This is a genomic window from Microbacterium sp., from assembly GCF_035277845.1.
In the GTDB taxonomy this organism is placed as follows: domain Bacteria; phylum Actinomycetota; class Actinomycetes; order Actinomycetales; family Microbacteriaceae; genus Microbacterium.
This window is the reverse complement of sequence record NZ_DATEJS010000062.1, coordinates 1-15823: the sequence shown is the minus strand read 5'-3', so window position 1 is coordinate 15823 and position 15823 is coordinate 1. Positions and strand designations below refer to the sequence as shown.

The 15823-nt window shown below is 68.7% G+C and carries 12 protein-coding genes; 7 read left to right on the top strand and 5 right to left on the bottom strand.

Annotation, left to right across the window (positions count from 1 at the left end):
• A partial coding sequence (locus VJR25_RS02610) for an ROK family protein (protein WP_324112223.1) occupies positions 1 to 974 on the bottom strand: 974 nt, incomplete at its 3' end.
• Positions 975 to 1344: 370 nt separating this feature from the next.
• On the opposite strand from VJR25_RS02610, the gene VJR25_RS02605 reads away from it, so the two are divergent.
• From VJR25_RS02605 to VJR25_RS02575, 7 genes are all read left to right on the top strand, one after another.
• Positions 1345 to 4242 (top strand): glucodextranase DOMON-like domain-containing protein, encoded by a 2898-nt coding sequence (locus VJR25_RS02605; RefSeq protein ID WP_324112221.1) that lies wholly within the window; start codon positions 1345 to 1347, stop codon positions 4240 to 4242.
• A 5-nt stretch (positions 4243 to 4247) separates the two neighbouring features.
• Complete coding sequence (locus VJR25_RS02600) at positions 4248 to 7781, top strand: glucodextranase DOMON-like domain-containing protein (RefSeq protein ID WP_324112227.1); 3534 nt, start codon at positions 4248 to 4250, stop codon at positions 7779 to 7781.
• A 161-nt stretch (positions 7782 to 7942) separates the two neighbouring features.
• On the top strand, positions 7943 to 9121 hold the full coding sequence (locus VJR25_RS02595) for a Gfo/Idh/MocA family oxidoreductase (RefSeq protein WP_324112219.1): 1179 nt from the start codon (positions 7943 to 7945) through the stop codon (positions 9119 to 9121).
• A gap of 4 nt (positions 9122 to 9125) precedes the next feature.
• The gene (locus tag VJR25_RS02590) at positions 9126 to 10328 is read left to right on the top strand and encodes a dihydrodipicolinate synthase family protein (protein WP_324112217.1); all 1203 of its coding nucleotides are present in this window, start codon (positions 9126 to 9128) and stop codon (positions 10326 to 10328) included.
• The gene (locus VJR25_RS02585; protein ID WP_324112215.1) at positions 10325 to 11194 is read left to right on the top strand and encodes a sugar phosphate isomerase/epimerase family protein; all 870 of its coding nucleotides are present in this window, start codon (positions 10325 to 10327) and stop codon (positions 11192 to 11194) included. The genes VJR25_RS02590 and VJR25_RS02585 overlap by 4 nt, the downstream gene beginning before the upstream one ends.
• A gap of 10 nt (positions 11195 to 11204) precedes the next feature.
• Positions 11205 to 12248 carry a LacI family DNA-binding transcriptional regulator gene (locus tag VJR25_RS02580; protein WP_324112213.1) on the top strand — a complete coding sequence of 348 codons (1044 nt, stop codon included), beginning with the start codon at positions 11205 to 11207 and terminating at the stop codon, positions 12246 to 12248.
• Positions 12245 to 13474 carry a glycerate kinase gene (locus tag VJR25_RS02575; RefSeq protein ID WP_324112211.1) on the top strand — a complete coding sequence of 410 codons (1230 nt, stop codon included), beginning with the start codon at positions 12245 to 12247 and terminating at the stop codon, positions 13472 to 13474. The genes VJR25_RS02580 and VJR25_RS02575 overlap by 4 nt, the downstream gene beginning before the upstream one ends.
• Before the next feature lie 349 nt (positions 13475 to 13823).
• On the opposite strand, the gene VJR25_RS02570 is transcribed toward VJR25_RS02575, so the two are convergent.
• From VJR25_RS02570 to VJR25_RS02555, 4 genes are all read right to left on the bottom strand, one after another.
• Positions 13824 to 14183, bottom strand: coding sequence for a hypothetical protein (locus VJR25_RS02570; protein ID WP_324112209.1), 360 nt, complete (start codon positions 14181 to 14183; stop codon positions 13824 to 13826).
• 159 nt (positions 14184 to 14342) lie between these two features.
• A complete protein-coding gene (locus tag VJR25_RS02565) occupies positions 14343 to 14924 on the bottom strand; it encodes a methylated-DNA--[protein]-cysteine S-methyltransferase (RefSeq protein WP_414683708.1) in 582 nt (193 codons plus the stop codon).
• The gene (locus VJR25_RS02560) at positions 14921 to 15412 is read right to left on the bottom strand and encodes a sigma-70 family RNA polymerase sigma factor (RefSeq protein ID WP_324112207.1); all 492 of its coding nucleotides are present in this window, start codon (positions 15410 to 15412) and stop codon (positions 14921 to 14923) included. Before VJR25_RS02560 ends, VJR25_RS02565 begins: the two co-directional genes overlap by 4 nt.
• 49 nt (positions 15413 to 15461) lie before the next feature.
• The coding region (locus VJR25_RS02555) for a methylated-DNA--[protein]-cysteine S-methyltransferase (RefSeq protein WP_324112205.1) at positions 15462 to 15823 on the bottom strand (362 nt) is incomplete at its 5' end.

Here is a 15823-nt window from a genome sequence, read left to right as displayed (position 1 = left end):
GCTGCGCCCCGCGACCACTCGACGTTGTCTCCCTGGGAGATGATGATCGGAGGGGTCGTCGCTCGCGGGTCGCGGTCTGCCCGCAGAGCGGCGATCATCTCGGCGTTGGCGACACGGGCGATGCCGACTCCCTCACCGCCGATGATGATGCGTTCCGGGAGCGTCAGGTTGCAGATCGCAGCGAGGATGCGGCCGACACCTCGTGCCGCATCCGTGAAGACGCGGAGTGCCGCGGGCTGTCCGGACGCCGCGAGTTCGAGGGCCTGTTCGTAATCGACCCGCCGATCAAGTGCCTGCGAGACGTGGCGCGCGATCGCGTCGGAGTTGAGGATGCTCGTGGCGCAGCCGCGGTGGCCCCGCGGGCAGAGCGGCCCGGACGGGTCAAGCGGCCAGTGTCCGATGAGACCGATTCCGTAGTCGTCGTTGACGACGAGGCCACCGTTCGCGACCAAGCCGAAGCCGGTGCCCGCCCCGAGCGTCACGACCGCGAACCGGTCGGTGTCTCTGCCGTCGCCGAACCACCGTTCGTACTCGGTGAATGCGGCGACGTCGTTGTCGATGATGGCGTCGATTCCGGTGTGCTCGGTGATCATCTGCGCCAGGGGCAGGTCGCTCCAGCCGAGGAACGGGGCGTTGCTGACACGTGACCGGGATTGCACGATTCCGCCGATTCCGACGCCGATGCCGTGTACGCGACGACCTCCTCGGAGCTCGTCGACGATCTGCGCAATGACGCCGACAACGGCATCCGGCGACCGGTCGGCGAGCGGCCATTCGCCGCTGGCCAGCACCTCACCGCGCAGGTTGGTGAGGGCGGCGATGGCTTCACTCTCGCGGAGCTTCATGCCGATGAAATGCTGCGCGTCGGCACGGACGTCCAGCAGACGCCGCGGACGACCGACGCGCCCGTCGTTGTGCTCGCCGACTTCGAGGAGGACTCCACGATCGACAAGTGCGGCGCTCAGTCGTGTCAACGAGCCAGGGGAGAGCTGGAGCCGTTGGGCGATCTCGGACCGTGAGATCGGCCCTCTACGGAGGACTTCGAGCGCGACCGGGAGCGAGATCTCCGATGCCCAGGTTTGAGGAGTCGGCACGCCCACAATCTTTCCACACTGAACCGAACTCCTGGGCTCAAGCGTCTGAAAACGAGGCTTGACAAGTCAATTACTTCTGTCGTAGAACTATTAACGCCCTGCTCAGGATCGCACTGCGATCTTCGATCTGCAGACACCATGTGTCCACACAACGACGTGAACGGATCCCCACTGGGGATCGTCCGGGAATTCCCCGATCCAACACAGAAGGACGGCCATGTCTCCCACTCTTCGGAGCATCGCACGTGCGGTGGCGACCATCTCTCTCTCGCTGCTGGTGGTGAGCGCCGGCACGCAAGCCGCGCACGCATCCCCGCCCGGCCATCAGCCAGGCCACCCACGGCTCATCACCACCGTCCACACACCCCTGCTGACCACGTGGTGGCAGGATGGCGCGGAACCGGCCGCGAGCGGCGCGGTGGCCGCCGACAAGGTGCGCCAGTCCCCGTACTACGGCGTGCAGGTCGCGACGACCTCGCACCCCTCCCGGTTCTACGACTCGTTCGCGTACATGAGCATTCCGCGCAACGGGAACGGCAAGGTGGGCTACACCGACCAGGACGGTGCCGAATTCTCGTCGTCGGCGGGGCTGAGCATGAGCTGGTCGAGCTTCCAGTACTCGACGGACGTCTGGGTCGACGTGAAGCTCAAGACACACCAACCGATCACCTCCGCTGATCAGGTCACGATCCGTCCCAACAACCTCGGGTTCAAGAAGGTGCTGGTCAACTCGTCGACGATCCGGATCCGCGTGCCCTACAAAACCACCGGCTACCGGTTCTCCGTCGAATTCCAGCCGCAGCTGATGACGGCCTACAACGACATGAGCTCGACCAGTGGGCAGCTCACCACCGACCCCACGGGCAATCGCGCCGTCGATACCGAGCCGAAGAATTCCATGCTGATCTTCGCGAACCCGACGCCCGGTGCCGATACCATCCCGACCGAGCGCGACGGGTCGATCTATCGACCCGAGCCCGGGCTCGTGAACAACCTCGACTCGATCAAACAGGACATCATCTTCTTCGGGCCGGGCACCTACTACATGGGTGCTGATTATCACGCCGTCCTTCCAGCCAGCGTGAAGTGGGTCTACCTGGCGCCCGGCGCCTACGTGAAGGGCGCCTTCCGATTCCTGCACGACACGCAGAGCCACTACAAGGTGACCGGGCTCGGGGTGCTCTCCGGGGAGCAGTACGTGTACGAGCCGGACACGGCGAACGGATACAAGCACACCGTCCAGGATGAGTGCCACGTCACGTGCGTGAAGATGCTGCAGTTCGAGTCATCCAACACCGGGCAGACGCTCGATCTGCAGGGTCTGACCGTCGCCAACCCGCCCTACCACTCGTTCGTGGTGTACGCCCATGACGGCGACACGGAGATTCCGGTCGATGCGTTCCACATGAACGTCTCCGACTACAAGCAGGTCGGCAGCTGGTACTGGCAGACCGACGGCATCGAGCTGTACTCGGGCAGCACGATGAGCAACACCTTCTTCCACTCCAACGACGACGTGCTGAAGATGTACCACAGCGACGTGACCGTCAAGAACACCGTCATCTGGAAGAACGAGAACGGCCCCGTCATCCAGTGGGGATGGGTCCCGCGCGACATCGACGACGTTCACGTGGACAACACCGATGTCATCCACAACCGCATGTACTGGAAGGACGTCAAATACAACACCTGCGTGTTCAACTCGTCGTCCGACTGGCAGGACATGGGGGCCACCGACACGGCCGATCCCACGACGACCGTCAAGAACATGACCTTCACCAACACGCGCGTCGAGGGAGCGGTGAACTGCGGCATCCGCATCTTCGCACTCTCGAACATGCAGAACATCGTCATCGACGGGTTCAGCGTGGATGCGTGGAACGGGCTGGACTCGGATTCGCAGGCGAGTCTTCTCAAGCGCTACACGGACGCGTCGGGCGCCAAGGTCACGATCGGCGACCAGACCACCGACCACAGCGGACTCCTCCTGCACGACTACACCGTCGGAGGCGTCCCGATTCTGAAGGCGGGGAACAACTGGGCATCGGACGAGCTCGGCAGGCTCGACTTCGACGCCGACACGTGGGATGACTGGGACGCGACCGCGACCGGGCAGCCGACCGGGCCGACTCCGACCCTGTCCGTCGACGGCCTTGCCGACGGGTCGACCTCGCCCTCGCGAGACGTCCAGTTCTCGGGCACGACGAACGCGAAGACGCTCAGCGTCGCGATCAACGGGACGAGCGTGGACATCCCGATCTCCGACGGAGCATTCGACGCCACGATCCACCTGCCCTCGATCAGCAACAAGATCGTGGTCACGGCGACGTCGGATCGCGGGGTGATGAACGTCGTCCGGCGCACCGTCTACGCGCTCGGAACGGAACTCGGCAGCATCGCCGACCCGACCGGCGATGACAACGGGCCGGGCTCGTACACGTACCCGACCGACAGTGCGTTCAATGCGGGAAGCCTGGATCTGACCGGATTCCACGTCTACCGTGACGGCGACACCATTCGCTTCGTCACCACCACGGCCGGACAGATCGGCAACCCGTGGGGCGGAAACGGGATGAGCACGCAGCGCGTGAACATCTATGTGCGCGACGGCGACTCCACCGCGACGACGCCGCTGCTGCCGGGAACCGACACATCGGCGGCGGGCGCGTGGAAGTACGCGGTCGTCGCAGACGGGCGATATGACGACGCGCGCTTCAGCACCGGTCTCTACGGTGCCGACCTCAGTCGGGTGGCAGGCGCGACCCTGCAGGTCATCCAGCCGCACACCATCGTCGCATCCATCCCGGCCGCGGCATTCGGCGATACCGATCTCGCGCACGCCGCCTATCAGGTCTCCATGTTCAGCGACGCGGAGGACGGCGAGGGCATCGGGAACGTGCGCCCCGTCTACAGTTCCACCTGCTGGCAGGGGAACGACGGCTGCCCGTCATTCGTGCAGCAGTACCGTTTCGGCGGCGGCGCGGGGGACTGGACGGATGCTGTGGATGCCCGTGACACCGACACGTCGGATTCGAACGCGATCGACATCATCTCGGGGACCGGTTCGCAGGCCGAGATCATGCGCCTCGGTCAGGATGCGGTCGTGGCGCCCTACGTCGACCTCGCCGCGGCCGAAGGAACGGAGTGAGCGCCATGCGGAACGTGAAGCACACGAACACCCGGTCTCGTGGCCTGGCCATCGTGACGGCTGTTCTCACCGCGGTCACCGGACTCGTCGTCGTCGCGCCGGGGGGAGCTCCCGCCGCATCCGCGATGGCGACACCCGCCACGGCGGATGCCGGCAGCTCGTCGCGATCGGCGTGGGAGCTCACCGCGACCGATCCGTTCGGAGCCGATTACAACCCGACCTTCACCGGCAACGGGTACTTCGCGGCGCGTGTGCCGGCGAGCGGTCAGGGCTACAGCTCTCGGGACGTGCCCACGCAATTCGAGATCGGCGGCTTCTACGCGAGCGGACTGCCCAACGAGGCCCGCGCATCGGGGCCCGCATGGACCGGCCTCACCGTGTCCGACGGATCCGGGACGTTCGACCAGGCCTTCGACACGCCGTGCGTGGTGGGGCATGCCTGCCAGCTGGAGGATGCCGCTCTCAGCGGTGGCCCGTCGGTCGCCACCGACCACAGCGGATACCGAGGATCCGGCTTCGTCCAGGGCTGGAACTCGCCGGCGGCGTCCGGGGACTTCACCGCCACCGGAGGGGTCACCGGAACGACCTATGATCTCGTGCTGCGCTACGCGGCGGGCGATCCGGGTGACGGGACGCACGCGGACCGCTCGATCACGGTCACCGTCGACGGGAGCCCGCACAAGCTCACCCTTCCGCCGTCGCCGGGCAACGACTGGGACACGTGGATGGAAGCACGACTCCCCGTCACGTTCACCAGTGATCGCGCGACGGTCGACGTCGGCTGCGCCTCCGGGGACGACTGCCGGGTCAACCTGGATGAACTCGCCTTCGTCAAGACCGGGGCGGACATCCCCACGACGGACGCGACGCCGACCATGGCCGACCACGGCCTCGCGGACTACCGCCAGACGCTCGACCTGGCCACCGGGGCCATCGTCACCTCGGCTCGATGGACGTCTCCTCAAGGCCGCGTGAGCGATGTCGACTACACGGTGCTCACCGATCGGGCCTCGGATCGTCGAGGTCTCGTCAGGGTGAGGGTCACACCGCGGTGGAGCGGAGATCTCACGGTCACCGACGTGCTGGACACCCGTGCCGAGAGCCTCATCGACCACACGGTCGCGCACCGCGACCCCGCGATCGGCTCGATCGGTCTCGACGCGGTCGCGAAGGGGTCTGCCATGACCGCTTCGTACGCCTCGACCCTGCGCGGGCCGGGTGAGCGCTCGGCCGCTTCACCGGCGGGTCTTCCCTCGGACTCGGTGGCGCAGCAGCTCACCGCGCACGTGCGGGCGGGCCAGACGTACGAGTTCGTCAAATACGTCGGGCTTGCGACGACGCAGGACGGCACGGACACCGCCGCCCTGGCAGCGGCGAGCTCGGCGTCGGGCGCCGCACTGGGATACGGCAGGGTTCGTGCGGAGAGCGACCGTTCCTGGGCGAAGCTGTGGGACGGTGACATCCGCGTGTCCGGTAACAACGCGCTCCAGCAGCAGGTGCGCGCCAGTCGGTTCTACCTGCTGGCAAGCACGAGCGCCACTCGGGCACTGTCTCCGTCGCCGGCCGGCCTGTCGTCGGACGGATACGGCGGGCACACCTTCTGGGACACCGAGACCTGGATGTGGCCGTCGCTGGTCGCTCAGGATCCCGCCATCGCCGCATCGGTCTTGAAGTACCGGAGCGACCGTCTTGCCGATGCGGCCGCGAACGCCGCCGCGGGTGGCAATGCAGGCATCCGCTTCCCCTGGGAGGGAGCGCAGGACGGAAAGGAGCAGACGACCGCCACGCTGTTCGGGCAGACGGAGCAGCACATCACGGCCGACGTGGCTCTCGCCTTCTGGCAGTACTACCTCGCGACGGGCGACCGTAAGTGGCTGGCGTCGAGTGGATGGCCGGTCATCAGCGGTGCCGCGGACTTCTGGGCGAGCAGAGCACAGCTGGGCGCTGACGGCATGTACCACATCGAGAACGTGACCTCTCCGGACGAATGGGCGGGGGCGCACGACGACTCCGCCTATACGAACGTCGCGGCGGCGCAGACGATGCGCTTCGCGGCCGATGCGGCCCAGGTGCTCCACCGATCGGCCGCCTCGTCGTGGACCCCCATGCCCGACCGCATGTACGTCCCGTCGGATCCGACGTACGGAGTCACCTCGGAATACGAGGGGTACGCCGGGGCGACGATCAAACAGGCGGATGTCGTGATGCTCACCTACCCCTGGGAGAACCCGCAGAGCGACGAACTGACCGCTCGCAACCTGGCGTACTACGCGGCGAAGGTGACCTCGAGTGGCGGCCCGTCGATGACCGACGCCATGCACTCGATCGTCTCGGCGCAGCTTGGTCGCGCCTGCGATGCGGGGGACTACACGACGCGAAGCGTGGAACCGTTCATGCGTGCTCCGTTCGATCAGTTCTCCGAAGAGAGCGGCGGGGGTGCGTTCACCTTCACAACCGGGGCGGGTGGCTTCCTGCAGGAGTTCTACTACGGCTACACGGGCCTCAGGATGCAGCAGGACGGGATCGAGCTCGCTCCGATCCTCCCTCCGCAGGTGTCCGGTCTCGCTCTGACGGGGCTGAAGTACCACGGTGCGACCTACACGGTGAGGATCGGTGCCGACACCACGACGATCACGGTCACCGGAGGCAAGGGTTTCACCGTCCATGCGCCGAGCGGAGATGTCCGCGCGAAGGCGGGAGAACCGGTCACGATTCCCACTCGCCACTCCTCCGACTGCGGGCGGACAGCCGGCTACGGCGACCTGCTCGGTTCGCTGAGTGCTCCCGCCGGTGGCGATGACGGTCCCGGCACGTACGTGTATCCGCAGGCGTCCGCGTTTCCCGCGGGTGCGTTCGACATGACGAATTTCGATGTCTTCCGCGATCACGGCACGCTCAACGTCGTGACGACGGTGTCCGGGCCGATCACGAATCCCTGGGTCGGAAACGGCATGAGTGTGCAGCTTCTGCATGCTTACATCAGCCTTCCGGCGGCACCGGGAGGATCACCGGCGACACCGGTCCCCGCGCTCGCGGGCACCAATGTCGATACGGCGCACGCGTGGAACTACCTGCTCATCGGAAACGGGCGACGCGTCGGCGGCGGATCCGGCACCGGGTTGTATGCGCCCGACGGCCATCTCGTGAGCCCCGTGACGCTGACCGTCTCCCCGCGCCGACACCAGATCGTGCTGTCGTTCCCCGAGTCCGCTCTCGGCGGGGCAGACGCGGCGAAGGCGTCCTATGCCGTGGCGATGATGTCCGAGGCCGACGACAGTGAAGGCGTCTCCAACATCCGGCCTGTGATCGACTGCACACTGCCCGGCACTCCCGACTGGGCGAGTCAGTGGCGGATCTGCGGCGGCAAAGGCTCGATCAGTTCGACGTCGCCATACGACACGGACACTTCTGACCCCAACATCCTGAAGATCTTCGCGCCGAAGGATCGCTCCCAGCACGAGATCCTCGGCTCCTCGGAGTCTCCGGTCGTGTTGCCGTTCGTGGGTCTGACCGCTCCGCTCACTGCCGGCGGTGATTAGTCACGTGCCGCGCGGGGCTCCCTCCCCGCGCGGCACGCTGAACCGCCATCGGGTGCAGCGCCGCCGAGGTCGGCTTCTTCCGCTGCGGGTTGTCAGGCCGGCGATCTTGTGTCACACTCAGGAAAGCGCTTTCCCGCACATGGATCGAAAAGGAACCAGGCATGTCAGAGCAGACCACTCCCGCCGTCCCCGTCCGCGAGGTGGGCATCATCATGAACGGCGTCTCCGGACGCATGGGGTACAGGCAGCATCTCGTGCGGTCGATCCTGGCGATCCGTGACCAGGGCGGCATCGAGCTGCCCGACGGCTCCCGGGTCACCGTCCGTCCGCTGCTCGTCGGGCGCAGCGAGGCGAAACTCGCCGAGCTCGCCGCGCGTCACGGCATCGAGGACTACACGACGGATCTGGATGCCGCGCTCGCCGACCCGCGCTGGGAGATCTACGCCGACTTCCTCGTCACCAAGGCGCGCGCGGCGGCGCTGCGCAAGGCGATCGCCGCGGGCAAGACGATCTACACCGAGAAGCCCACCGCGGAAAGCGTGGCGGAGGCCCTTGAACTGGCCCGCCTGGCGAAGGCCGCGGGCGTGAAGACCGGTGTCGTGCACGACAAGCTGTATCTGCCCGGACTGCAGAAGCTGAAGCGGCTCATCGACTCCGGGTTCTTCGGGCGCGTCCTGTCGGTGCGCGGCGAGTTCGGCTACTGGGTGTTCGAGGGCGACTGGCAGCCCGCGCAGCGTCCGAGCTGGAACTATCGCGCCGAAGACGGCGGCGGCATCATCTCGGACATGTTCCCGCACTGGAACTACGTGCTGGAGAACCTGTTCGGCGAGGTGCGCAGCGTGTACGCACACGCCGCAGTGCACGTGGCAGACCGGTGGGACGAGCACGGTGAGCACTACACGGCGACGGCGGAGGATGCCGCTTACGGCATCTTCGAGCTCGCCGACGGCGTGGTCGCAGAGATCAATTCGTCCTGGACCGTGCGGGTGAACCGCGACGAGCTGGTCGAGTTCCAGGTGGACGGCACCCAGGGCTCCGCGGTGGTGGGGCTGTTCGGCGCGAAGATCCAGCATCGGAACGCGACGCCGAAGCCCGTGTGGAACCCCGACCTCGCCGACGAGCACGACTACGACGCGGACTGGGCCGAGGTGCCTGTGAACGACGTGTTCCAGAACGGGTTCAAGCAGCAGTGGGAGGAGTTCCTCACCTCGTACGCCCTCGGCACGGACTACCCGTTCGATCTGCTCGCCGGTGCGCGCGGGGTGCAGCTGGCGGAGGCCGGCCTACAGTCCAGCCGCGACGGCCGCAAGATCCAGCTCTCCGCTCTCACCCTGGACTGACGCCGTGACCACGCTGACCCTCCTCGGCGCCGACGGCGTCGTGACCCGCACGGATCTCGTGGAGAGCTCCGGATATGCCAGGCCGCAGGCGCCGCTGCGGTCCCGAGTCGCCTACGCGGCGGCACACGTCGTCCCGGTGGTGTGGGCCGACAACACCCCCGGACAGCCGGCGGACATCGACTGGGACTCGACACTCGCATTCCGGCGGAACGTGTACTCGTGGGGCCTGGGTGTCGCAGACGCCATGGACACGGCGCAGCGGAACATGGGGCTGGATGCCGCGGCCACGCGCGAACTCATCGCCCGGTCGGCCCAGGTCGCCCGGGAAGAGGGCGGCTCGGTCGTGGTCGGGGTCAACACCGACCACGTCGACGCCCCGTCGATCTCGATCGGCGAGGTCGTCGACGCGTACAAGCAGCAGCTGCACTTCACCGAGGAGCAGGGTGCGGGTCCCGTGCTCATGGCATCCCGCCACCTCGCACGCACCGCCAGCTCTGCGGACGACTATGTGCGGGTCTACGGATCCGTGCTGCAGTCGGCGACCACCCCGGTCATCCTGCACTGGCTCGGCACGGCGTTCGACCCCCAGCTCGCGGGCTACTTCGGCTCCGACGACTGGCGCGCGGCGTCCGAGACGCTCCTGCGCATCATCGACGAGAACCCGGGCAGGGTCGCGGGCGTCAAGATGAGCCTCCTGAACGCGGACTCCGAGGTCGCCGTGCGCGAGCGCCTGCCCGAGGAGGTGCGCATGTTCACCGGCGACGACTTCAACTACGTCGGACTGATCGGCGGGGCGGACGTACCGGATGCCGTGCAGCCGCAGCGGGACCCGGGATCGTCCCGTCAGCACTCGGATGCCCTGCTCGGCGCGTTCGCCGCGATCACCCCTGTCGCGTCCGCCGCGATCCAAGCGCTGGATGCCGGCGACCCGCAGCGGTACCTGGACATCCTCGGCCCGACCGAGCCGCTGTCACGGCAGGTCTTCGCCGCGCCGACCTTCTACTACAAGACCGGCGTCGCGTTCCTGGCGTGGCTCAACGGCCACCAGCCCGCGTTCCAGATGGTGGGCGGTCTGCACTCGGCGCGGAGCCTTCCGCATCTGTCCCGCATCGTCGAGCTCGCCAACACCGCCAGGGCCCTCGAGCGGCCCGACCTCGCGGCATCCCGCTGGCACGCCCTCCTCACCCTGAACGGAGTCGACGCATGAGCGTCCCCGACCCGCGCCTGTCGATCAACCAGGCGACCATCAAGCACGCCGACCTCGCGACCGCCCTGCAGGTCACCGCCGCCGCCGGTGTGCAGGCCATCGGGCTGTGGCGCGAGCCCGTCCAGCAGGTCGGACTCGCCACCGCCGCGTCGATGCTGGCGGATTCGGGGCTGCGCTTCACCACGCACTGCCGCGGCGGCTTCTTCACCGCCCCGGCGGGACCCGCACGGCGCGCCTCCCTCGACGACAACCGGGTCGCGATCGAGGAGGCCGCGACCCTTGCGGCCGCAGGGGCGGACGGCTCCACCGCGGTGCTCGTGCTCGTCGCCGGCGGGCTGCCCGACGGCTCGCGCGACCTCGTCGGTGCGCGCGAGCGGGTGCGCGACGCGATCGGCGAGCTGGCTCCGGATGCCGCCGCGGCCGGGGTGACGCTCGCGATCGAGCCCCTGCATCCCATGTACGCCTCCGACCGGTGCGTCGTCGCGACACTCGGTCAGGCACTCGACATCGCCGCGGACTTCGATCCGGCCGTGGTGGGTGTGACCGTCGACACGTTCCACATCTGGTGGGACCCGGACGTGCTCGCCCAGATCGAGCGCGCCGGGCGCGCCGGGCGCATCGCCACGTACCAGGTGTGCGACTGGAAGACGCCGCTTCCCGCGGACGTGCTGCTCGGCCGTCACTACCCGGGAGACGGGGTGATCGACTTCGGCCCGATGACCCGCGCGGTGCTCGCCACCGGCTACGACCGCGACGTCGAGGTCGAGATCTTCAACGAGCAGATCTGGGCGTCCGACCCGGCCGAGGTCGTTCGCCGCACCGCGGTCGGGTTCGGTGCCGCGGTGTCCGCGCACCTCCGGCCGTAGACTTCCGCTGATGCCCGAGACGATGGCGCCGCGTCCGGCGACGCCCGCCCCCACTCTGAACGACGTCGCCGAAGCAGCAGGCGTCTCGCTGGCCACGGCGTCGCGCGTGCTGAACGGATCGGCGCGCAAGGTCGCCGAGTCGTATCGGGTGCGTGTCGCGGATGCCGCCGCCCGCCTCGGCTACACGGCGAACCTCTCCGCCCAGGCGACGGCACGGGGCACGAGCGGGATCATCGCGCTCCTCGTCGGCGACATCGCCGACCCGTACTTCGGGCAGATCGCCGCCGGTGTCGCCCGCGGGGCGGACGAGCAGGGACTCGTGGTCACGATCGCGGTGACCGAACGCGACGCCGCGCGTGAACAGCGCATCATCCATGCCCTGCGCGGACAGCGCCCACGGGGCATGATCCTGGCGGCATCCCGCGCCGAGGAGTCGCAACGGCCGGAATGGCGCGCCGAGCTGGATGCCATCGCGGGCGTCGGAACCCAGGTCGTCATGCTGGGGCCGCAAGCGGAGGGGGTCCGCGTCGTCACGATCGACAACCGGGGCGGGGCCCGCGCTCTCGGTGCGGCGCTCGCCGCACACGGATACCGGTCCGCAGTCATCCTCGCGGCGGCGGAGGGCGTGCGCACCTCGGACGATCGCGTCGCCGGTTTCACCGAGGGCTTCGCGGCCGCGGGTGGCAGCGTCGAACGCGTGCTGCGCGGAGAGCTGTCCCGCGAATCCGGCGAACGGCTCGCTGCGGATGCCCTCGCCGACGGGGTGGCCGCGGGAACGGTCGTCTTCGGCATCAGCGACGTGATCGCGATCGGCGCGATGGCGGCGATCCGCGCGGCCGGACGCGTGATCGGCACCGACATCGCCGTCACGGGTTTCGACGACATCCCGACCTGCACCGACCTCACGCCGCCGCTGTCGTCGGTGCGCGTTCCGCTCGAGCAGATCGGCTACCAGACGCTGCGTGCAGCGACCGCGGACGACTGGGACCCGGACGACACGACGTTCGACCTCGACGTCGTGCTGCGCGACTCCACCCCGGCGCGCACCTCGTGACGCGCACCGTCGTGCTGGCCCCGGACGGCTTCAAAGGGTCGATCACGGCGTCTGCCGCGTGTGCCGCGCTCGCCGACGGATGGCGCTCGATCGACCCGCACGCGCGGATCGTCCTGCGCCCTATGGCGGACGGCGGCGAGGGCACGCTGGACGCATTCGCGTCCGCCGTCGAGGGGGCGCGCAGGATGCCCGTCGTCGTCACCGGACCCGATGGCCGCGAGCGGGATGCCGCGTGGCTCCTGCTCCCGCCGACGGCCGATGCACCCCACGGCACGGGCGTCGTCGAACTGGCGTCCACGAGCGGGATCGAACTGCTCGGCGACGACCGCCATCCGTGGGATGCGCACACGCTCGGGTTCGGGCAGGCGATCGCCGCGGCCCTCGACCACGGGGTGTCCCGCCTGATCCTCGGCATCGGCTCGAGCGCCTCGACGGACGGCGGATCCGGCCTGCTCACGGCGCTCGGGGCACGCTTCACGGATGCCGCAGGCCGGCCGGTCGCGCTCGGACTGCGCGGACTCGCCGACGTGGCGAGGGCGGACCTCGAGCAGCTCCGTCCCGTCCCGCCGGGCGGTGCGCTCGTGCTGTGCGACGTGACCGCGCCGTTGCTCGGACCAGGGGGAGCGGCCGCCGTGTTCGGGCCGCAGAAGGGTCTCCCGCCATCCGATATCGCGGCAGCCGACGCCGCTCTGGCGCATTTCGCCCGGCTCCTCCCCGCCGGCTCCCCGCACGCGCCGGGTGCGGGCGCCGCGGGGGGAACGGGGTTCGCCCTGCAGGCCTGGGGCGGACGCACCGTGTCGGGCGCGGTCGAGATCGCTCAGCTCGTGGACCTGTCGACGGCCGTGGAGTCGGCATCCCTCGTCATCACGGGGGAGGGGGCGTACGACGGCCAGTCCGCCACAGGCAAGGCGCCCGCGCACGTCGCAGCGCTCGCGGCCGAGGCGGGCGTGCCCGTCGCACTCGTCGCCGGCCGGGTCGCGCCCGAGGCCGACCTGCGCCGGTTCTCGGCATCCATGTCGCTCACGGATCTCGCCGGCGGCGGTGCAGCTGCGCTCGCGCACCCCGCGCGGTGGCTGCACGCGGCCGCGCGCGTGCTCGCCGAGCGGACACCGTGCCCCGAACGGGTCCGCGAAATCAGCGAAGCAGGGCAACTCCCGTGGGATGGGGCGTCGGGGTCCCGTGCGGCGCAAGGACAACCCATGTCGCCACAATCACGGCGACGGTGACAAGGCCCAGGATCATGAGTGCGGTGAGGTACATCGCCTGCGGAGATCCTGGGTATGGGCCGGCATTCAGCGGCGGGGGCGTGAGGCGCAGCTTTCGAAGGGCCGAGGCGTACATGAGGTAGGCCCAGCCCAGGAGGAAGACGCCGACCGAGACGACGACCGCCAGGACGGGCACGACCCACCACCAGGCGTTGCTCCACACCCGGTCACCGGCGAAACCTGTGAGGAGGAAAACACCTCCGTAACCGGCACCGATGTACGCACATCGCTGGATGCCGTATTCGTAGCGAACGATCCTCCGCTCGACCGACTCATCGTCCTTCGCGGTACTCACGGCATCCCCAGATCGTCACGGGGATTCAACGAAGACCCGGAGCTTTTCACAGAGCGAATTGCGCACCTCGGCCACTTGCTCCTCGGTGAGTGGCTCCATCCCGGAGGCCACTCGCGTGATCGCCAGCCCAGCGACCGTCTCGAGGAAGTAGCTCTGGAACGCTCGTCCAAGCGGATCCGTATTGAGGTCCTCTGCCATCTCGAAGGCCCAGCGCACAGCGTGGACGACGGCGGGACTACCCGCGATCTCCCGGGTGTCCCGTGCACCGGCGTCGCTCAGTCGGGTGACCGCGCGGGCGATCGCGTCTCCCTCCGGGCCGGACGCCGCGGCGGCTCCGTTGACGCCCGTCCTCCACGGTGGATCCATGATGCTCATAGGTCGCAGTCCTCTCGCCCGATGTCCTGACGGAAGAGTGGCACTCCTGGACGCTCAGCGGAAGAGGAACAGCAGCGCGCTGCGGTCACACGGTATGTGCCAGAACCGCGCATGCTCGGACGACGCGGGCCCGCCATGGATCCGTGTCGCTCCGGGCGTTCATGCTGCGGCCTCCAACTCGAGCAGGACGGTCTTCGCTTCGAGTCCGCCGATGTATCCGCCGAGGGTGCCGTCGGTGCGCAGCACTCGGTGGCACGGCACGACCACCGGCAGCGGGTTGGTCGCGCACGCGCTGCCGACCGCGCGCACCGCCTTCGGGTTGCCGACCATCTCGGCCATCTGCTTGTACGAGCGGGTCTGCCCGTACTCGATCTCGGGCAGGTGACGTTGCACCACCTGCCGGAACCCGTGCGACAGGGACAGGTCGAGGTCGAGGTCGAACGCCTTCCGCTTGTGGTCGAAGTACTCGTCCAGCTCGCGGGCCGCGGTGTCGAGCTGTCGCGGGGATCGGAGGATGCGGGGGCTGACCTTCTCTGCGAGGTGCTGCAGCACCCGGTCGTGGTCCTCGTTCGTGTATGCGACCCGGATGAGGCCCTTCGGGGTGGCGGCGAGGAGCAGCGTCCCGACCGGCGAATCGACCGTCGTGTAGGCGACATCCAGGAGCCCCTCGGCCTGCGCAGCCTGCTCGAGGCGGGCGTGCAGCCGGGCCAGGGCGCCGGCGTCGTCGCTGTCGATGTTCACGAGTGTCCTCCTTTCACGGTGGCGCCCGGGTAGTTCTTTCTGAGGTTGTTCAGCCCGTCTGCGGCGGCCCTGCGTGCCGCGTCGACGCTTCCGCCGAGGATGCCGGCGATCTCCGCGTGCGACATCCCGACGAGGTACCGGAAGGTGATCGCCTGCCGTTGCTTCTCCGGCAGCCGGCCCACGGCGGCCCACAGGTCGGTGTCGGATGCCCCCGGGATGCCGAGCGCGCTCGGTGCCTCGGGCAGGGTCTCGACAGGCAGCGGGTTGCGTTTCGCGGCCCGGTGCTGGTCGACCGCCTTGCGACGCGCGATGGTGACCAGCCACGCCTCGACGTTCGCGCTGTCTGGCAGGTCGGGGTAGGCACGCATCGCGGCCAGGAAGGTCTCGGACCAGGCGTCGTCCGCGTCGTGCACGCCGAGCATCGCCCGGCACACCCGGAGCACGGTCGCGCCGTGGACGGCGACCACGGCCTCGAAGGGCTGTTTCATGTCCATCCCATTGAAGACGCTCCGCGCCGGTCTCGTGTGAGATCCGGCGTCAGAACAATCTTCCCGCGGTCACGAGGGCCGGCTCCTCCAGGGCCAGCAGCGCCCGCTTGCGATCGAGCCCGCCGGCGTAGCCGGTGAGGTTCCCGTTCGCGCCGACCACCCGGTGACAGGGGACGAAGATGCACAGCGGGTTCGCGCCCACTGCCTGCCCGACCCGGTGCGCGAGCGACGTGTCGCCGAGCTGCGCGGCAATCGCGCCGTAAGTCGTCGTCTCACCGAACGGGATCGCGGCGACGATGTCCCATACGCGGTGCTGGAACTCGTCACCCGCCGCGGCGAACGGGAGAGCGAAGTCGCGTCGACGTCCGGCGAGGTAGCCCTGCAGCTGCGTGGCAGCCTCGGCGAGGAGGC